This window comes from Janthinobacterium tructae (assembly GCF_006517255.1).
Lineage (GTDB): Bacteria > Pseudomonadota > Gammaproteobacteria > Burkholderiales > Burkholderiaceae_D > Janthinobacterium > Janthinobacterium tructae.
The window spans coordinates 5,497,494-5,515,021 of sequence record NZ_CP041185.1 but is presented as its reverse complement, the minus strand read 5'-3'; the positions used below and the strand labels follow the sequence as shown (position 1 = coordinate 5,515,021).

The following is a 17,528-nucleotide window of genomic DNA, read 5'->3' as shown; positions in this document are numbered from 1 at the left end:
AGCCAGCTGCGCTCCGCCATTGTCATGCCATCCCGGGTGTCCGCCGGGCGGCATCCACTACATACAACGTCTTACATCTTGCCTTGCAATGCCAGGTAGATCTGACGGCCGTTCTTGTAGAACGCGCCTGGCATGTCATCCGAACCAGGGGTCTTGATGATCGAACGCGACAGTGGATTGTTCAGATCCTTGCCGTCCAGGGTGATGGCCAGGTTTTCCGTCAGCTGGTAGGCGATCGATGCGGACAGGCCGCCGATGCCAGCCTGGTAGGCGGCGCTGCGACGCGAGGTGCCGTTCAGGAATTGCGAACGGTAGCTGTACGTCAGGCGCGCGCTGAACTTGTCGTTCTCAAAGAACGCGCCTATGTTATAGGCGTTTTTCGAGGTGCCGATCATGGTGCATTCGCCGAAATCACCGCATGGCGAACCCTTGACGTTGCCCGTTTCCTTGCCATCGGTATAGGTGTAGTTGGCGTTCACACCGAAGCCTGCTGGCAATGCCTGTACATACGACAGTTCCAGGCCCTTGACTTCCGCCGTGGTATTGGTTGGCGTGCCAACTTCATACTGGGTGAACTTGTTCTGCAACTGGTTGTAGAACGTCGTCACACCTTTGCCGTAGGTCACATAACCATCGAGCGACGAGTAGAAGATGCCAGCCGAGACCATCGATTTTGGCGCGAAGTACCATTCCACGCCGATGTCGGCGTTGTTCGAGCGGATAGGACGCAGGTTAGGATTGCCGGCGTTGCCGTCGAGCTGGTTGTCGCGCAGATCCAGGCCAGCCATCATGCCCAGTTCAGGACGAGCCATGGTGCGGCTGATGCCGAAACGGCCGATGATATCCTTCGTCACATCCAGGCGGAAGTTGGCGCTAGGCAAGAAATCATTATACGTGTTGGTGTAGTTTTTGATGACATACTGGGCAGCCGGGTTCAACTCGTAGCGGTTGACATCTTCCTTGGTATGCACATAGCGCACGCCGAAGTTACCCGACAGGCCTTCCGTGCCGAAGTTCGCCATCGCGTACACCGACTGGGTCGGTTCCTTGATGTTGAACTCGGACTGGCGCAGGTTGCCTTCATACGTGGCGTTATCCTTGAGCCACTTGTTGACGCTCGCTTGCGAGAACGTCCAGTAGCCGGCACCGTTCACGCCCAGGTCGTTGAAGTTGCTTGGGAACGAGGTCAGGCCATTCATCGGCAGGTTGGCGGTGACGCCCAGCGATGGTTTGGCAACGATGCCGATGGCGGTCAGGTCACGCTTGTGTTCCGCGACGCGGGCGCCGAATTCCACCGACGAGATCGCTGGCAGGTCCAGTTTCAGAATACCGTCGATCTGGCCATAGGTTTCCTTGTCGTTCGCGGTAACGTGCGAACCATAGGTGTAAGGCGTTGCCTGACGGCCGCCGATCGAGAACTTGTTCGCGCCCGGCGTATCGTAAATCACGCCATGGCTGGCGCCGTTCTGGGTGTAGCCGCCGCCCGTCCAAGGCATCCAAACGCCCAGCGCGCCGCTTTCCGTGTTGCCCACGCCCTTGGTCGTGCCAACTTTACCCGAGAAGGTCAGGCGGTCGTTGACGCGGTACTTGGCATCGATATTGAAGAAGTCGGACTTGCTTTCCGCCACAGGACGGCTGAACTCTTCCTGCACGGCACTGGAATAGCCGGCGCAGACGGCGCCGCAGTTGGCTGGCACGGTGGTGTGCAGGCCGGTGACGATACCGCCCTTGTAGGTGCCGCTGACGTTGCCGACAGGATAACCACCCTTGCTGCCCGTTTCCAGGCCCACGGTCTGGATGAAGTTATGGTTGATGTTCGGTGCGTCGAGTTCGGAGTGGAACAGGGTGAAGTCCAGGGTCAGCGCACTGCTCGGCTTGATCTGCACGTCGATCAGGCCGCCCTTGCGGGTGCGTTCCTGTTCGAACCAGGCGGTGCCGCCCATGTAATTGACGCGGCCACCGGCCGAACCTGGCAAGGCGCCAGCGACTGCCGAATCTGCGGCAACGCCGTCATACCAGACGCCATTTTCCTGGCCGACACGGCTCAGTTTGCGCTTCTGATAGAAGCCCTGCAGCATCACACCCATGGTGTTGGCATCGTTCTTCCAGTTCAGCATGCCGCTCACTTGCGGATCTTTCTTGCCCGAGTTGGACGAGTACACGGCGCCCAGGCTGACCTGGCCCGTAATTTGTTTCTTGAAGTCCAGCGGTTTGCGCGATTCGATATCGATCACGCCTTGCGCGCCGCCTTCCAGCAGGTTCGCTTGCGAACCTTTGTGCACGGTGACACGGCCGATCAGTTCGGATGGAAACAACGAGAAGCTGACGCTGCGGCCGCCGCCGATGATGTTGTCGGCAAACCAGTCGCCGCTGCTGACCGAGTGGCCATTGAAGGTGGTCAGGGTCAGGCCGAACGGTGTGCCGCGCAGTGCCACGCGGTCATTCTCGCCAAAGCTGCCTTCGTTGCCGCCAGCAGCGGCGACGCTGACGCCTGGCACGCGTTGCAGCGAGTCGGCGATGTTTTTGTCAGGCATCTTGCCCACGTCTTCAGCCGTGATCACTTCGACCAGGCTGTCGGAATTGCGTTTTTGGTTCAAGGATTGTTGCAGCGATGCGCGGATACCCGTCACGACGACGGTCTGGCCTTCATCAACTTCAGCCGTTGCTGCCGGCTTGGCTGCCACGACTTCCTGAGCCTGCGCCGAGAAACTCGCGCCTGCCACCAACATAGCCACAGCAGCGGCGATAGGCGTCAAATTGCGTGCTGCAGAGCTAGCTGTCAAATTGCGTTTCATGTACTCCCCCTTGATTTAGGCTCCAGGATTGGACCCTTTTCATTTTTAACGTAGATCTTCTTTCCAGCCCGCCCACTCTCGCCGGCATGCTGCAGACCCTTCGGCACAACCACTTACAAAACCAATTCAACGCCAATATACTACTATCCAATACCAGAACACTACCAGTTGCAACTTTTTTTTTATAACGTTGTTTGAATCACACAGACCACTTTATCCAAATCAATCCGTAGCCCGTATGCAAGGCTTAAATGAGGGGGAAGCCAGGCATAAATTGTTGCCCTGATAATTCAAATTGGTTTTATAACGGCCTTTTTTGGTATTATCCAGCGACACAAAACAGATACAGAGCGCGTCTGCAACGCGCCGTAACGGAGACCCTCAGCGTATGACAACCCTGGCTCACATCATGCAAGGCCTGGGGCAGACGAGTAGCCTGCCCCTGTACCAGCAACTGCAGCGCGCGCTGCGCGAAGCGATCGACAAGCGCATCCTTGGCCCCGAAGAAGCCCTGCCGGCCGAGCGCCAGCTGGCCAGCGACCTGTCCGTCTCGCGCATCACCGTGCGCAAGGCCATCGATGGCCTCGTCAACGAGGGCTTGCTGGTGCGGCGCCCCGGCTCGGGCAATTTCATCAATACGCGCATCGAGAAGAATTTCGCCAAGCTGACCTCGTTTTCCGAGGACATGCGGGCGCGCGGGCGCACGCCCCGCAGCGTGTGGCTCAAGCGCGCAGAGGGCACCGTCACGCCAGAAGAGGCCTTGCGCCTGCGGCTGTCGCCGGGCGCGCCCGTGTACCGCTTCCACCGCATCCGCTATGCGGACGAGATACCGATGTGCCTGGAGTACGCGACCATCGTCGCCAGCTGCCTGCCGGCGCTCGACGCCGTCGACGTGTCCATGTATGACGCGCTGGAACAGGCGGGCAACCGGCCCGTGCGCGCCTTGCAGCGCCTCAGTGCCTTGTTGTTGACAGGGGAACAGGCCAGCCTGCTGCAGGCGCAGGAAGGCGACGCGGGCTTGTCGGTGGAAAGACTGGGCTTTTTGCGCGATGGCCGCGCCGTGGAATTTTGCCGCTCCTACTTCCGCGGCGATATGTATGACTTCGTGGCCGAATTAAGTACCAATTAATACCAGCCGCGCGAATTTCTCAATACCAGATAACACCACTTATTGCAGTGCAATATATATGCCGACAACGCGCCTGTATATGCACAGCCATGGTGCAATCATTGGCGGCGATTATGTGGCCTCATGCGGAGAATATAAAAAAAGGGCGCATAACGCGGTTTTGCGCATTGCAGCAAAACATGCCGTTATGCGTCAGGCAGCGGGCACCGCGCGGCGGCACAGGCACAGCAAAATCACGCCCAGCGCCACGCACAGCCAGCCGAACAGCGGCCCCAGCCATCCCGCCCAGGTGGAGACGGACGGATGCGCCGGCAGCGGCGCCAGCAAGGTGCTGCCCGGCATGCTGCTGCTGGCGCGCTCCGCCAGTACCCGTCCATACGCATCGCTGACCGTCAGCACGCCCTCACGCGCCGCGCGCAGCACCGCGTAGCCGTTTTCCACGCCGCGCACCACGGTCATGCGCGCGCCCATCCAGGCGTCAAACTGGAAATCCCAGGCCGGCACCAGCATCGTCTGCGCCCCGGCCGCGCCATACGCTTGTCCCAGGGGAGCGAAATGCATGTCCTTGCAGATGGCCAGGCCCATGGCCTGGCCCGCCACCGGCTGCACGGCATACGCGCTGGCAGCAAGAAAGTCGCGCTCGGGCGGCGCCAGATGATGTTTTTGATAGCTGACGGGCGCGGCGCCATCGGGAGAAAACAGCCAGGCCAGGTTGCGCCGGCCGGTAGCGTCGTGCACGCCGATGCCCACGGTGATCCACACGCCCGCACTGCGCGCCAGCGCCTGGAAACGCTGCCCCACGGCGTCCGCCTGCGCCGGTGTCAGCACGGCTATCTTTTCCGGCAACAGCACCAGCCTGGCGCCCTGCCCGGCCAGTTGCACGACGTGGCGCGCATACTGGTCCCAGATGGCTTGCGCACGCGCCGGCGGCGTGGCCGGACCGATAAAATCATCGATGGCCACCAGCCCCGCCAGCGGCCCGCCTGATTCAGGCGCGCCCTGCACGCGCCAGGCGCCACCCGCCCACGCCACCACCAGCAGCAGTGCGGTGGCACCCGCCGCTGGCGCATATGCGCGCCCACCGGCCAGCAGCAAGGCCAGCGCCGAGGGCAGCAGGCACAGCAAAAACAGCAGGCCAGGTACGCCCGCCAGGGCAGCCAACTGCAATATGGCAACATTGTCAGCTTGCGAATACGCGAGGCTGCCCCAGTTACCGTCTGGCAGCAAGGCCGCCATCAGCGTATCGATGGCGACCCACAGCACGGGATACGCCAGCACCGTCCAGCCGGAGCGGTAGCGCAGCACGAGGCGCCGCGTCGCCAGCACTACAAGCAGCCACAACAGTGCCTTGAGGAGGATCACGGCCAGCACAGCCGGCAAGGGCATCAGCAGGCGAAAATAGGCAACGTTGGATGACAGGCCCAACATGGCGGCCAGGAACGTCATCCAGGCCGCATCGCGGCGCGACGAGCGCAGAGCCAGCCACAGCACAGGCAACGGCGCCCACCAGGCGAGCCAGCCCAGCGGCTGCGGCCCCAGCACCCAGTACAGGGGCAGGCCCGCCGCCAGCGCGGCGGCGATTTGCCACAAGCACCGGCGCAGCGGGCTACTGCCGGCAGCCGGGGCAGACAAGATATCGAGCATGCTCATGCTTTCAAGGGGAGCCAGATTTCCACGCCGCCGCTACCGCTGGCGGGATCGAATTGCTGGTCATAGCGTTCAAAATCGGGCGCGTCGGCCACTTCCAGCCCGGACTGGGGCAGCCACTCGTTCCACAGCGTGTGCCAGGTGGCGCGGATGGTGGAAATATGCCCGCGGTGACGAAACACGGCATAGCGCCGCGCGGCGATGCGCAGCCGCGTCCAGGCAGCGGGGGCCTGGGAAAAGTCGCTCATCGGCATGGCGCACAGGTAATCGAAATTGCCCGCCTCGTCATTGTTGCAGCACACGCCATACACCAGCTGGCCGGGCGCCACATGGGGCAAGAAGCGCTGCCACAGGGAGGGGATGCCGGCAGAAGTTTCCGCCCGATATCGTTCGACCAGGCCGGCCAGCAGCAAGGCGGGCCCAGGCTCGAAACGGGGCGCTTCCAGGGGCACGCCCGGCGCCACATCCATTTTGATGGCACTGACCAGCGCGATGTTGCCTACATGGCGCTGCTCCCGCACTCTTTCCGGCGTCATCTGGAACTGTTCGCGGAAAGCCCGTGTAAATGCTTCGTGGGAACTGTAGCCAGCCTGCAGCGCAACACTGAGAATGTCTTGCGCGCCCTGCGCCAGCACGAGGGCGGCCTCGCTGAGCCGGCGCGCCCGCACATAACGCATCACGGAGTGGCCCGTGGCCAGGCCAAACGCGCGCGTCATGTGGCACGGCGAGGCGCCGCCCACGCGGGCGATATCACCGAGCGAGATATTCTCCGCGTAATGCGATTCGATATACCAGAGTGCCTTGGCCAGATAGTGCATGAACGCTTCCCGTTGAACGAGCAGCGACTGTAGCATTTTCAGCAAGCCTTGACTTGACCGGAATTGCGCAATACGGGCTAAGTAGGTCGCAATAAATTATTGTGATTTCTGACTTCCATACCCGGCGCTCTGCGGTGTTGCCCGCTGCTAGCAGTGCTCGCACTGCTAGCAGCGGGCGCCTTGCAGAGCATCCGGTTCTGTTCTTCATAACTTTACAATAATTTCCCACGACCTACTTAGCGGAACACCTGACAAAACCGTAGCGAGCGGCAGTGATTTGTGGCTGAGAAGCGCAACCGTACTGAAGTACGGGGGCGCCGAGCCGGTGAGCATCGCCGGCAGCAAAGCGCGACGCGCAGCAGGTTTTGACAGGTGTTCCTATTTTCTGACGTGCTTTTCATGTACCAGCTGGCCGCTACTGATGCGTGCCAGCTCGGCCATCTCCTGGGCCAGGAAGGCCAGCAGGTCATCGATGCTGACGATGCCGGCAAGGCCGCCCAGGCGATTGACCACGGGCAAGCGGCGGATACCGTTGACGCGCATGCGTTCGATGATGTCGTAGACGTCTTCGTCTTCGCTGGCCGTGAGCAGTTGCGCACTCATGATGTCGCCCACCAGCAGGCTGGCCGGGTCGAGGCCCAGGGCGATGACGGAAATAACGATGTCGCGGTCGGTGAGGATGCCGATGGGGACGCGCTCGCCGTTCGGCTGTTCGGCCACGATCAGGTCGCCCACATGATGCTGGCGCATCAGCAGCGCGGCGTCCTGCACGCTGGTGTCACGCTGGCAATGGATGGTGTGCAGGGTACAGATGTCGCCGATACGCATGTCGTCACTCCGTTTGAGACAGAGTGTCCACGCTACGCCGTCCCGCCGTGGCAGGCTTTGCGCCAGATCAAATGAAACGGGTCTTACTTTTCTTCGGGGGGCGGCAGGAAGCAGGCTTCGACGATCTGCAGGTCGTTATCCTTGGCGAACTCGCGCACGAAGTGAAACGCCATCGGCTCGATCTCGCGCAATTTGGTGTTGACCACCACCGACTTGACGCCATTGACGACGGTCGGGCGCACGTAGGGCGAATACTGGAGGTGCGCATTGCGCCCGCCACCTTCGGGATTGAAACAGGACATCACTCCACAAAGGCGCTCGGCCCAATCGCTGGGTCGGAATTGCTTGCCATTGCTGGTGAGACCAAGGATGAAGAACTCGTCTGAGAGTTCCCCTGTTTTTTGAGATAACTCGGCCATGTGGCTTGTCGGGACTGGATTGCGTGAATGGCCCCGGCGGGTAAGCCGGGCTGGTAATTCAACTACGTTTGCTGCGGTAAGCCAGTATTATATCTTATAGAAGACTTGGGTTCTACCTCGATCTGCCCTGTCGCTGCAAACAGGGGCCGGCACGCGTAACGCGCCAGCCCCTATTTTAACCTTGTTCCACGCGCAAGGCGCATGGATGGCGCGTGTGCACCCGCGTCAGCCGAGGAAAACGGCGCCCGACATCAACAGCAGCAGCAGCATCCACAGCAGCAAGGCGCGCCAGACCAGGCCGACCGTGCTCTGCAATGCGCGCGCGCCCGGCTCTTCGCCGGGCAGGATATCGCTTTCGCTGTCGCTGTCATCGACGGCCATGTCGGGGGTCACCAGCACTCGGGCCGCCGTTTCCGCTGGCGTGCCCAGGCGTACGCCCATGGCGCCGCCGCCGGCCGTCAGGATGATGCCGATGGCCTCGTCCTGCCAGCGCTGGGCGAAATTGCGCCAGGCATAGATGGCATCTTCGAAATTGCCGACCACGGCAAACGCCACGGCCGTCAGGCGCACGGGGATCCAGTCGATCCAGTAAAAGGCGCGCGCGGCAAACTGGCCGAACGCTTCATTGCGCATGTGCTCGGGTTCGTTCCAGGCGCGCGCCAGGTATTCGGCCACGCGGTACATCACGGCGCAGGCAGGGCCCAGCGGCATCAGGAACCAGAAGAAGACGCCAAATACATTGCGATGCGTGGTGATCAGGGCTTTTTCCACGGCGATGCGGGCGATTTCACTCGCCTCCATGCCCACCGTGTCGAGCTTGGTCCAGTCGGCCAGCAAGGTACGTGCGGTCGCTTCGTCGCCGGCGCTCAGGGCCAGCTGGATGGAGGTAAAGTAATGGCTGTAATGGCGGAAGCCCAGGGTCAGGTAGACGATGAGGACGTTCCAGGCAAAAGCCAGCAGGGTCAGCTGATAATGCTGCAAGAGCCAGTACACGCCTGCCGTCGGCACCATCAGCACGCCGATCATGAGGAACCAGCCCATGCGGCCATGGTTGGCATGGCCGGCATTGAACCAGGTCTCCATGCGCATTGCCAGGCTCTTGATTTCGGCGTAGATCGGATTGTCCGCGCGCAAAGGTTTGAGCTGCTCGATCAGCAATGCGCAAAGTATGGAGAGAAATGTCATCAAACGTCCTTTTTGTCTTTTTCAGCAATACCGCAATGCCCGCTACGATAGCGCAGTGCCGTGCTGGAATCAAACTTATTACGTGCGCGGCACTATTTTACGCACGCAAGAGGTGAAACAGATTGCGCAGCATGCCGGCAGTGGCGCCCCAAATGTAGAAGCGTTCGTAGGGCATGGCGTAGAACGAGCGCCGTCCGCCGGGCAATTCCACCGACAGGCGCTGATGGTTGAGGCCATCCATGAGGAAGGCCAGCGGTACTTCGAAAATTTCCGCCACTTCGGACGGGTCGGCGCGCAGTTCGAACGGCGGCGTCACCAGGCCCACCACGGGCGTGACCTGGTAGCCGGTGCCCGTCAGGTAGTCGGGCAGGTGGCCCAGCACTTCGATGTGTTCGCGCGCCAGGCCGACTTCTTCCTGCGTTTCGCGCAAGGCCGTGGCGATGGGCGACGCATCGAAGGCTTCGCTGCGCCCGCCGGGAAAGCTGACCTGGCCCGCATGGCTGCTCAGATGATCCGTGCGCATGGTCAGCAAGATGGTCAAGCCATGCGGCCGTTGCACGAGGGGAATGAGCACGGCGGCGCGCACGGGCACGGCGCGGGCGGACAGGAAATCCTGGGTAATCTCGGGTTGCCAGTCAGGCTGTTCGGCCAGGCGCTGGCGCAGCCAGTCCGGCGTCAGGCGCACGGCGTCCAGCGCCGCCTCGCCGGCGATCGAATCGATAGCTAGCTGTTGTGGATCAAATGCGATGGTGGCCATGCAGCTTGTCCCATAGACAATTCAGAATAAAAAAAGGGGCGCCGAGAGGCACCCCTTTTCCCAACGCAGACGCTGATATTACGCGCTTGCTTTCGCCACAACGCGGCGATTTGGCAATTTTTCTTTGATACGCGCCGATTTACCCGAACGCTCACGCAGATAGTACAGCTTGGCGCGGCGAACATCACCACGGCGTTTCACTTCGATCGAAGCGATCAGCGGCGAGTACAGTTGGAACGTACGCTCGACGCCTTCGCCGGACGAGATCTTGCGAACGATGAAGTTCGAGTTCAGGCCACGGTTACGACGGGAGATAACGACGCCTTCGTAAGCCTGGGCGCGCTTGCGCGTACCTTCGACTACGTTGACGCTGACGATAACGGTATCGCCTGGTGCGAATTCAGGAATGGTTTTACCCAGACGAGCAATTTCTTCCTGCTCTAATTGTTGAATCAAGTCCATTTTTAACACTCCGAAAACCATCATGCCGGCGCACTGTGGATAGCAAGTATCCGCCCGGTAGAGGATGGGTAACACAATTTGGGCAACATGCCCGGCACTACTGGCCACCCTGCCGGCCGTCAGAGACGGCTTACAGGCTGGCCAAGAATTTTTCGTCGGTCTTGCTGAGCAAGCCGGCGGCGCGTGCACTGACCAGCAGGTCAGGCCGCTTCGTCGCGGTCGCTTCCAGCATGCGCTGGCGGCGCCACTTGACGATCTCGGCATGATTGCCACCCATCAAGACGGGCGGCACGGCCATGCCTTCATATGTTTCCGGCCGCGTGTAGTGCGGCGAATCGAGCAAGCCATTGACGAAGCTGTCCTCGATGGCCGATGCCTCGGTGTTCAAGACACCCGGCAACAGGCGGATCACCGCATCCATCAGCGCCATGGCGGGCAATTCACCGCCCGACAGGACAAAGTCGCCGACGCTGATTTCTTCGTCGACGCAACGGTCCAGCAAACGCTGGTCCACGGCTTCATAGCGGCCACACAGGATCACCAAACCAGGTTCGGCTTTCAGCTGCGTGACGCGCTCGTGCGTCAGCGCACGACCTTGCGGCGACATGAACACCACGCGGGGCGCCGCCAGGCCGAGATCGGTCTGGCGTTGCTTCGCGGCATTAATTGTCGCTTCGAGGGGACGCGCCATCATCACCATGCCGGGGCCGCCGCCATACGGGCGGTCATCCACGGTACGGTGATTGTCGGTGGTGAAATCACGGGGATTCCACAGCGACAAGCCACACTTCCCCTGCTCGAAGGCGCGCCGGGTCACACCCGACTGCGTCAGCGCGGCAAACATTTCCGGGAACAGGGTCACGACATCAAATTGCATCGCTCACCATCCTGCAATGTTTGCCCGGCGCAAAATTATGCGCAGGCGGTTTAATAATCGAGGCCCCAGTCGACCGTGATCTTGTTGGCGCTCTTGTCAACGTTAATGACAAACTGGCCAACAAACGGGATCAGGCGCTCAGGCGCCTTTTCAACGGTCTCATCGGCACTGGCTACGGGCGTAACGCGCAAGATCGACTGCGGACCATTGCTCATCATGTCGTGCACTGTGCCAAGGCACTCGCCTTGCAAATTCTCGACTGTCAGTCCGATCAGATCGGACCAATAAAATTCATCGGCCGTCAGCGTCGGGAAATGGCTACGCGGAATTTGCACAGAAACGCCTTTCAGCGCTTCTGCGGCATCCCGCCCGACCACACCCACCAGCTGGGCCACGACGTCGCCGCCGTGCAACTTCGCTTGCCTGACTTCAACATCATGCAAGGTCGGTTTATCAAACCACCAGGTTTTAACGCTTAATAATGCATCCGCGTCGTCGGAGAAAGGAGTGATCCTGACCCCGCCAGCAATGCCATAAGCACCGGAGACATAGCCTACCTGTACCAGGTCATCGGGGACTTTCACCCCGGATGCAGTCTTGACCGTCAAACCAGTGATCTAATTAAGCTGCTGCTTTGTTGTTGCTGGCAACCAGGCGAGCAACGGTTGGCGACAATTGTGCGCCAACGCCTTGCCAGTAGGCCAGACGGTCTGCGGTGATACGCAGTGGAACTTCGCCACCTTGCGCCATCGGGTTGTAAAAACCGATACGCTCAATGAAGCGACCATCGCGGCGATTGCGCGAATCTGTAGCGACGATGTTGAAGAACGGGCGCTTCTTGGCGCCTCCACGAGCTAAACGAATAACGACCATAATATTTCCAAAAAGTGTGCTGAGGCGGAAAAAGCCGCAAATTATAGCGCGCTTTACCGCCAGGCAGCAAGCGTTATGATGACGGGCGTGTAATTTGGGCTAATCAAACATTATGACCAGTCATGGCCGAAGACGCAATAGGCGTCTGCGCCTATCGTGCCGGCCATGGCTGGAAATCACGCCAAATCATTGTATAAACGCCACAGGAAAGTGCTATCGTTGTGCGAGACAATGACCGATACTGGCAATCTTTACCGATGAGCAACTCTGGAGTCCCATGACCACCGCTACCATTTTGCAACAGTCGCACAAGAACAAGGCCTTCACCACCTTGCTGGCCTTCCTGCTGGGCATGCTGGGCGCACACCGCTTCTACCTGCATGGCAGCAAAGACCGCTGGGGCTGGCTACACCTGGCCGCCCTGCCCGCCTCCTTGCTGCTGCACCAGCTGTTTCCCGAGGCCGACTGGTTTTACCAGATATTGCCGCTGACCCTGTCTGCCCTGGTCGGCTTCCTGGAAGCACTGGTACTGGGCCTGATGCCGGACGACAAGTGGGATGCGCGCTACAACGCAGCCTCCGGCCGCCTGTCGGACACGGGCTGGCCCCTGGCCGTGGTGCTGGTCGCCACCTTGATGCTCGGTGCGGGCGTGCTGATCGCCACCATCGCGCGCCTGTTCGACTTGCTGTACACAGGCGGCGCCTACGGTTAATTTCCGCACGGAAATGGCACCAGATATTGCCTCGCGCACGCACATGTAAGTGTTGGTAAGCAATCATGATTTTCCCCTATACTGCATTCACAATGCCGACATTACTGGCATATTCCACACCCCTAGGAGAAGATCATGATTCGTCGCCCACTCATCCTCGCAGTCGCCATCACGGCCCTGTTCAGCACCTCCGCCTTCGCGCAAAACCTGTCGCCGAAGGCGCAATACACCTACGACACGAAACAGGCGAACACGCGCTATGCGGACGACAAGAAATTGTGCGCGGAAGAAAGCAGCTCGAAAGCCCGCATGCAATGCCTGCGCGATGCCAAGAGCGAATACGACCAGGCCATCATCAATGCCAAGGCCGCGCAAAGAGCAGGCAACGCCAACGTTGGCCAGCAAAACAAGCAGCCGCCGCACCAGATTTGCGCCGAATGCGGCAAGGTGCTGGCAGTCAATGTCGCCGAGAAGGCCGGTGAAGGCGGCGCGCTGGGCATGATAGGCGGCGGCGTGGCCGGCGCCCTGCTGGGCCGCCAGGTCGGCGGCGGACGCGGCAAGGACTTGGCCACCCTGGCCGGCGCCGCTGGCGGCGCGTATGCCGGCAAGCAAGTCGAAGGCCACATGAAAAATGCCAAGACCTGGACCGTCACCGTGCAATATGAAACGGGCGCCAAGGCCGACTTCGCGTTTGACCAGGATCCTGGCCTGGCCGCTGGCGATTTGGTACGCAACTCGGGCAATGGTATCGCCAGAAGATAAGCTTCTGAAACAGAAAAAAGCGCTGGAGAGTGATCTCCAGCGCTTTTTTTTCATTCAGCCAGCTTGCGCTGACCAAGTTTCAACTTAAAACTGCTCTTCCGACAAGGCCATCACACCGGCGCTGCCATCGATGATGGTGGCGCGCAAGCCCGGCGCTTGCGACAGGATGTGGTCGGCAAAGAAACGCGCCGTGGCGATTTTTGCCTTGTAGAACGAGGCGTCGCCGCTGCCCTCTCCCAGCCTTTGCTGCGCCACCACGGCCGCGCGCGCCATTTGCCAGCCGCCCAGCACGATGCCAGCCAGCTTCAGATACGGCACGCTGCCCGCAAACACGGCCTTGACGTCCGTCTTCATGTTGGCCACCACGTATTCCACCACCGCTTCGAGCGCGGCGCTGCCTTCGGCCAGGTGGCGCTGCATGGCCTGGAAGTCGGCGCCGGAGAGCTCGCCCAACTGGGCTTCCGTGGCGCGCACCTGGGCGATGATGGCTTTCGCCACGGCGCCGCCGTCGCGCACCGTCTTGCGGCCCACGAGGTCGTTCGCCTGAATCGCCGTCGTGCCTTCGTAGATGGTGAGAATCTTGGCGTCACGGTAATGCTGGGCAGCGCCTGTTTCTTCAATAAAACCCATGCCGCCATGCACTTGCACGCCGTCGCGCGTGACATCCTGCGACATTTCCGTGGCCCAACCCTTGATCACGGGCACCAGGTATTCATACGTCGCCAGGCTTTCCGCGCGCACTTCGGCCTCCGGATGGTGGTGCGCCACGTCGCTGATGGCCGCGCCCACGTAGGCCAGCGCGCGCGCCGCCTCCGTCTGCGAGCGCATCGACATCAGCATGCGGCGCACGTCCGGGTGGTGGATGATGGAGACCGGGCCGGGCGAACCGGCCAGGTCGCGCGACTGCACGCGGTCCTTGGCGAACGCCACCGCCTGCTGGTAAGCGCGCTCGGCCAGGCCGATGCCTTGCAGGCCGACGCCGAAACGGGCCGCATTCATCATGATGAACATGTATTCGAGACCGCGGTTTTCCTCGCCCACCAGGGTGCCGATGGCGCCGCCGTGGTCGCCGAACTGCAGCACGGCCGTCGGGCTGGCCTTGATGCCCAGCTTGTGCTCGATCGACACGCAGTGCGCGTCATTGCGCGCACCGAGGCTGCCATCGGCGTTGACGAGGAATTTCGGCACGATGAACAGCGAAATGCCTTTCACGCCAGCGGGCGCGTCCGGCGTGCGGGCCAGCACCAGATGGACGATGTTTTCCGCCATGTCGTGCTCGCCATACGTGATGAAAATCTTCGTGCCGAAGACTTTATAGGTGCCATCGTCCTGCGGCACGGCGCGCGTGCGCACGGCGGCCAGGTCGGAACCGGCTTGCGGCTCCGTCAGGTTCATGGTGCCCGTCCACTTGCCCGACACCAGGTTTTCCAGGTAGACCGCCTTTTGCTCATCGCTGCCGGCCGTCAGCAGCGCTTCGATGGCGCCGTCCGACAGCAGGGCGACCAAAGCGAAGGAGATGCTGGCGGAATTGAGCATTTCGATGCACGGCGTGGCCAGCAGCTTCGGCAAACCCTGGCCGCCGAATTCAGTCGGATGCTGCACGCCCTGCCAGCCCGCTTCGCCATACGCCTTGAAGGCTTCCTTGAAGCCCTTTGACGTCGTGACCTGGCCGTCGTGCCAGAAGCTCGGTTCCTTGTCGCTGGGCCAGTTCAGCGGGGCCACCACGGCGCCGCAGAATTTGGCGTTCTCTTCCAGCACGGCTTCGGCCGTGTCGGGCGTGGCATCTTCGCAGCCAGGCAAAGTGTGGATTTCGGCCAGGCCGGCCAGTTCGTTCATGACGAACAACATATCTTTCAGCGGGGCTTGATAGCTCATCTATTTCTCCAAGAAAAAAGCCACGCGCGGCTCGCCGTGTGGGGCGGGCCGGCGTGGCTTTGTCAATAACAAAACCTGAATGGGTAAGACTTAGCCCAGTTCCTTGACCAGTTGCGGCACGATCTCGAACAGATCGCCCACGATGCCGTAGTCGGCCACGGCAAAGATCGGCGCTTCCGGATCCTTGTTGATGGCGACGATGGTTTTCGAGTCTTTCATGCCGGCCAGATGCTGGATCGCGCCCGAGATACCGACGGCGATGTACAGCGATGGCGCGACGATCTTGCCCGTCTGGCCCACTTGCCAGTCGTTCGGCACGAAGCCGGCGTCGACGGCGGCGCGCGAAGCACCCATGGCGGCGCCCAGCTTGTCGGCCAGCGGTTCCAGGATGTGGAAGTTCTCGGCCGAACCCATGCCACGGCCGCCCGACACGATGATTTTCGCGGCGGTCAGTTCAGGACGGTCGGACTTGGCCAGCTCGCGGCCCACGAAGGCCGATTTGCCGGCATCGGCAACGGCGGCGACGGTTTCGGTGGCAGCCGAACCGCCGGTGGCGGCAGCGGCGTCGAAACCGGTGGTGCGCACGGTGATGACCTTGATCTTGTCGCCAGATTGCACGGTGGCAATCGCGTTACCGGCGTAGATCGGACGCTCGAACGTATCTGGCGAGTCGACCTTGGTGATTTCCGAGATTTGCGCCACGTCCAGCTTGGCAGCCACACGCGGCAGGATGTTCTTGCCGTAGGCGGTGGCTGGCGCCAGGATGTGGCTGTAGTTGCCGGCGATGGCCAGCACTTGCTCGGCCACGTTTTCGGCCAGGCCGTCGGCGAAGTATGGCGCGTCGGCCACGATGACTTTCGTCACGCCGGCGATTTGCGCGGCGGCAGCGGCGGCAGCCGAGGCGTTCGAACCTGCGACGAGCACGTGCACGTCGCCGCCGCACTGGGCAGCCGCGGTCACGGTGTGGTGGGTGCTGCCCTTTAAGGTAGCGTTGTCGTGTTCAGCAATAACTAATGCGACCATGATGTGTCCTGTAATTGTTCTGGATAAACGGCGAAGCCGCGCTTAGATGACTTTGGCTTCGGTACGCAGCTTGGCGACCAGCGTGGCCACGTCTGCTACCTTGATGCCGGCCGAGCGCTTGGCTGGCTCGACGACTTTCAGGGTCTTCAGGCGTGGCGCGACGTCGATGCCCAGGTCTTCCGGTTTGACGGTCTCGAGCGGCTTTTTCTTGGCCTTCATGATGTTCGGCAAGGTCACATAGCGTGGCTCGTTCAAACGCAGGTCGGTGGTGATAATCGCTGGCAAGGTCAATGCCAGGGTTTCCAGGCCGCCGTCGACTTCGCGCGTGACGGTGACTTTACCGTCTTCCAGCACGACTTTCGAGGCGAACGTGGCCTGCGGCCAACCCAGCAGGGCTGCCAGCATCTGGCCGGTCTGGTTGCTGTCGTCATCGATGGCTTGCTTGCCCAGGATGATTAGTTGCGGCTGCTCTTTCTCGGCCAGGGCTTTCACCAGCTTGGCCACGGCCAGCGGCTCCAGTTCGGTCGTCGTTTCCACCAGGATGCCGCGGTCGGCGCCGATGGCCATGGCGGTGCGCAAGGTTTCCTGGCACTGCGTCACGCCGCAGGAGATGGCGACCACTTCCGTGACCTTGCCGGCTTCTTTCAGGCGCATCGCTTCTTCCAGCGCGATCTCATCGAAAGGGTTCATCGACATTTTGACGTTGGCGGTATCGACGCCAGTGCCGTCACTCTTGACGCGGACTTTGACGTTATAGTCGACCACGCGTTTGACGGGTACCAAGACTTTCATAGCTATGCCTTTGGGAAATTATAAAAATGACGGATCAAGTGCTGATTGTGCGTTCGATTATAAGAGAAATTTGAATCCTGAACCGAATTTAAGCACGATCGTGCGATTTTTTGTTAGAGCAATCCATCTAAACTGTCCAGCTTCGGGGATTCCAGGGGAGTCTGCCGCTACGCTGCAGGGCAGCAAAAGGGCGTGAAAGTGAAGCAAAAACGGTGCGGCAAGGTATCCAGCAGGCCGCGCCACGGCGGCCACGGCCGGCAGAATTATTTGCGTTGCATGAGGAAGACGAATTCGGTGCCCGTCTGCACATGCGACAGCAGGGCATTGCCCGTTTGCTTGGCGAAAGCCTGAAAGTCGCGCACGGAACCGGGATCGGTTGCCATGATGCGCAGCACTTCCCCGCTCTGCAGCTCTGACAAAGCCTTTTTCGCCTTCAGAATCGGCAACGGGCAATTCAAGCCGCGCGCGTCGAGTTCTTTGTGAAATTCCATAATCTCGGTATCAAGTAGTGTGTCGCTCATCATCAATATCCCACCATTGTTTTGTTGTACTGATTTTCGACATACTACTCTAA

At 60.8% G+C, this 17,528-nt stretch carries 18 protein-coding genes; 3 read left to right on the top strand and 15 right to left on the bottom strand.

Going from position 1 to position 17,528, the window contains the following annotated elements:
* Nucleotides 1–71: 71 nt before the first annotated feature.
* The gene (locus FJQ89_RS24210; RefSeq protein WP_168208518.1) at nt 72–2,723 is read right to left on the bottom strand and encodes a TonB-dependent receptor; all 2,652 of its coding nucleotides are present in this window, start codon (nt 2,721–2,723) and stop codon (nt 72–74) included.
* A 460-nt stretch (nt 2,724–3,183) separates the two neighbouring features.
* Here FJQ89_RS24210 and FJQ89_RS24205 point away from each other — a divergent pair, with 460 nt between their 5' ends.
* A complete protein-coding gene (locus FJQ89_RS24205; protein WP_071079073.1) occupies nt 3,184–3,924 on the top strand; it encodes a GntR family transcriptional regulator in 741 nt (246 codons plus the stop codon).
* Nucleotides 3,925–4,116: 192 nt separating this feature from the next.
* On the opposite strand, the gene FJQ89_RS24200 is transcribed toward FJQ89_RS24205, so the two are convergent.
* The 10 genes from FJQ89_RS24200 to rpsP all read right to left on the bottom strand — a co-directional run bounded on the left by FJQ89_RS24200 (nt 4,117) and on the right by rpsP (nt 11,790).
* On the bottom strand, nt 4,117–5,574 hold the full coding sequence (locus tag FJQ89_RS24200; protein WP_141172014.1) for a carbon-nitrogen hydrolase family protein: 1,458 nt from the start codon (nt 5,572–5,574) through the stop codon (nt 4,117–4,119).
* Nucleotides 5,571–6,425, bottom strand: coding sequence for an AraC family transcriptional regulator (locus tag FJQ89_RS24195; RefSeq protein ID WP_479723892.1), 855 nt, complete (start codon nt 6,423–6,425; stop codon nt 5,571–5,573). The genes FJQ89_RS24200 and FJQ89_RS24195 overlap by 4 nt, the downstream gene beginning before the upstream one ends.
* 342 nt (nt 6,426–6,767) lie before the next feature.
* Nucleotides 6,768–7,217, bottom strand: coding sequence for a CBS domain-containing protein (locus FJQ89_RS24190; RefSeq protein WP_141172013.1), 450 nt, complete (start codon nt 7,215–7,217; stop codon nt 6,768–6,770).
* Nucleotides 7,218–7,300: 83 nt separating this feature from the next.
* The gene (locus FJQ89_RS24185; protein WP_029496213.1) at nt 7,301–7,636 is read right to left on the bottom strand and encodes a DUF3579 domain-containing protein; all 336 of its coding nucleotides are present in this window, start codon (nt 7,634–7,636) and stop codon (nt 7,301–7,303) included.
* A 225-nt stretch (nt 7,637–7,861) separates the two neighbouring features.
* Entirely contained in the window at nt 7,862–8,821 is a 960-nt protein-coding gene (locus tag FJQ89_RS24180) for a CobD/CbiB family protein (RefSeq protein WP_141172012.1), read from the bottom strand.
* Between the two features lie 97 nt (nt 8,822–8,918).
* Nucleotides 8,919–9,578, bottom strand: a complete 660-nt coding sequence (locus FJQ89_RS24175) for a CoA pyrophosphatase (RefSeq protein WP_141172011.1) — start codon at nt 9,576–9,578, stop codon at nt 8,919–8,921.
* 78 nt (nt 9,579–9,656) lie between these two features.
* The gene (rplS, locus tag FJQ89_RS24170; protein ID WP_010395528.1) at nt 9,657–10,040 is read right to left on the bottom strand and encodes a 50S ribosomal protein L19; all 384 of its coding nucleotides are present in this window, start codon (nt 10,038–10,040) and stop codon (nt 9,657–9,659) included.
* A gap of 130 nt (nt 10,041–10,170) precedes the next feature.
* Complete coding sequence (gene trmD, locus FJQ89_RS24165; RefSeq protein WP_141172010.1) at nt 10,171–10,917, bottom strand: tRNA (guanosine(37)-N1)-methyltransferase TrmD; 747 nt, start codon at nt 10,915–10,917, stop codon at nt 10,171–10,173.
* 50 nt (nt 10,918–10,967) lie between these two features.
* A complete protein-coding gene (gene rimM / locus FJQ89_RS24160; protein WP_141172009.1) occupies nt 10,968–11,525 on the bottom strand; it encodes a ribosome maturation factor RimM in 558 nt (185 codons plus the stop codon).
* A 13-nt stretch (nt 11,526–11,538) separates the two neighbouring features.
* Entirely contained in the window at nt 11,539–11,790 is a 252-nt protein-coding gene (rpsP, locus tag FJQ89_RS24155) for a 30S ribosomal protein S16 (RefSeq protein WP_010395524.1), read from the bottom strand.
* A 277-nt stretch (nt 11,791–12,067) separates the two neighbouring features.
* On the opposite strand from rpsP, the gene FJQ89_RS24150 reads away from it, so the two are divergent.
* Entirely contained in the window at nt 12,068–12,502 is a 435-nt protein-coding gene (locus FJQ89_RS24150; RefSeq protein ID WP_141172008.1) for an NINE protein, read from the top strand.
* A gap of 135 nt (nt 12,503–12,637) precedes the next feature.
* Nucleotides 12,638–13,264: a glycine zipper 2TM domain-containing protein gene (locus FJQ89_RS24145; RefSeq protein ID WP_141172007.1), complete on the top strand. Its 627-nt coding sequence runs from the start codon at nt 12,638–12,640 to the stop codon at nt 13,262–13,264.
* An 84-nt stretch (nt 13,265–13,348) separates the two neighbouring features.
* Here the strand turns inward: FJQ89_RS24145 and FJQ89_RS24140 are convergent, their stop codons facing one another.
* The 4 genes from FJQ89_RS24140 to FJQ89_RS24125 form a co-directional block, all read right to left on the bottom strand.
* Nucleotides 13,349–15,139: an acyl-CoA dehydrogenase gene (locus FJQ89_RS24140; RefSeq protein WP_141172006.1), complete on the bottom strand. Its 1,791-nt coding sequence runs from the start codon at nt 15,137–15,139 to the stop codon at nt 13,349–13,351.
* Between the two features lie 90 nt (nt 15,140–15,229).
* A complete protein-coding gene (locus FJQ89_RS24135; RefSeq protein ID WP_034759881.1) occupies nt 15,230–16,162 on the bottom strand; it encodes an electron transfer flavoprotein subunit alpha/FixB family protein in 933 nt (310 codons plus the stop codon).
* Between the two features lie 42 nt (nt 16,163–16,204).
* Complete coding sequence (locus FJQ89_RS24130; protein ID WP_141172005.1) at nt 16,205–16,954, bottom strand: electron transfer flavoprotein subunit beta/FixA family protein; 750 nt, start codon at nt 16,952–16,954, stop codon at nt 16,205–16,207.
* 263 nt (nt 16,955–17,217) lie between these two features.
* Nucleotides 17,218–17,475, bottom strand: a complete 258-nt coding sequence (locus FJQ89_RS24125) for a sulfurtransferase TusA family protein (protein WP_225317265.1) — start codon at nt 17,473–17,475, stop codon at nt 17,218–17,220.
* Between the last annotated feature and the right edge of the window lie 53 nt (nt 17,476–17,528).

What these genes read in the sequence shown, in the direction of transcription:
- FJQ89_RS24175 (WP_141172011.1), bottom strand. Translation starts at nt 9,578, where the DNA reads ATGGCCACCATCGCATTTGATCCACAACAGCTAGCTATCGATTCGATC.
- FJQ89_RS24145 (WP_141172007.1), top strand. Translation starts at nt 12,638, where the DNA reads ATGATTCGTCGCCCACTCATCCTCGCAGTCGCCATCACGGCCCTGTTC.
- FJQ89_RS24200 (WP_141172014.1), bottom strand. Translation starts at nt 5,574, where the DNA reads ATGAGCATGCTCGATATCTTGTCTGCCCCGGCTGCCGGCAGTAGCCCG.
- rpsP (WP_010395524.1), bottom strand. Translation starts at nt 11,790, where the DNA reads ATGGTCGTTATTCGTTTAGCTCGTGGAGGCGCCAAGAAGCGCCCGTTC.
- trmD (WP_141172010.1), bottom strand. Translation starts at nt 10,917, where the DNA reads ATGCAATTTGATGTCGTGACCCTGTTCCCGGAAATGTTTGCCGCGCTG.
- FJQ89_RS24195 (WP_479723892.1), bottom strand. Translation starts at nt 6,425, where the DNA reads ATGCTACAGTCGCTGCTCGTTCAACGGGAAGCGTTCATGCACTATCTG.
- FJQ89_RS24150 (WP_141172008.1), top strand. Translation starts at nt 12,068, where the DNA reads ATGACCACCGCTACCATTTTGCAACAGTCGCACAAGAACAAGGCCTTC.
- FJQ89_RS24135 (WP_034759881.1), bottom strand. Translation starts at nt 16,162, where the DNA reads ATGGTCGCATTAGTTATTGCTGAACACGACAACGCTACCTTAAAGGGC.
- FJQ89_RS24140 (WP_141172006.1), bottom strand. Translation starts at nt 15,139, where the DNA reads ATGAGCTATCAAGCCCCGCTGAAAGATATGTTGTTCGTCATGAACGAA.
- FJQ89_RS24185 (WP_029496213.1), bottom strand. Translation starts at nt 7,636, where the DNA reads ATGGCCGAGTTATCTCAAAAAACAGGGGAACTCTCAGACGAGTTCTTC.
- FJQ89_RS24180 (WP_141172012.1), bottom strand. Translation starts at nt 8,821, where the DNA reads ATGACATTTCTCTCCATACTTTGCGCATTGCTGATCGAGCAGCTCAAA.
- rplS (WP_010395528.1), bottom strand. Translation starts at nt 10,040, where the DNA reads ATGGACTTGATTCAACAATTAGAGCAGGAAGAAATTGCTCGTCTGGGT.
- FJQ89_RS24190 (WP_141172013.1), bottom strand. Translation starts at nt 7,217, where the DNA reads ATGCGTATCGGCGACATCTGTACCCTGCACACCATCCATTGCCAGCGT.
- FJQ89_RS24130 (WP_141172005.1), bottom strand. Translation starts at nt 16,954, where the DNA reads ATGAAAGTCTTGGTACCCGTCAAACGCGTGGTCGACTATAACGTCAAA.
- FJQ89_RS24125 (WP_225317265.1), bottom strand. Translation starts at nt 17,475, where the DNA reads ATGAGCGACACACTACTTGATACCGAGATTATGGAATTTCACAAAGAA.
- FJQ89_RS24205 (WP_071079073.1), top strand. Translation starts at nt 3,184, where the DNA reads ATGACAACCCTGGCTCACATCATGCAAGGCCTGGGGCAGACGAGTAGC.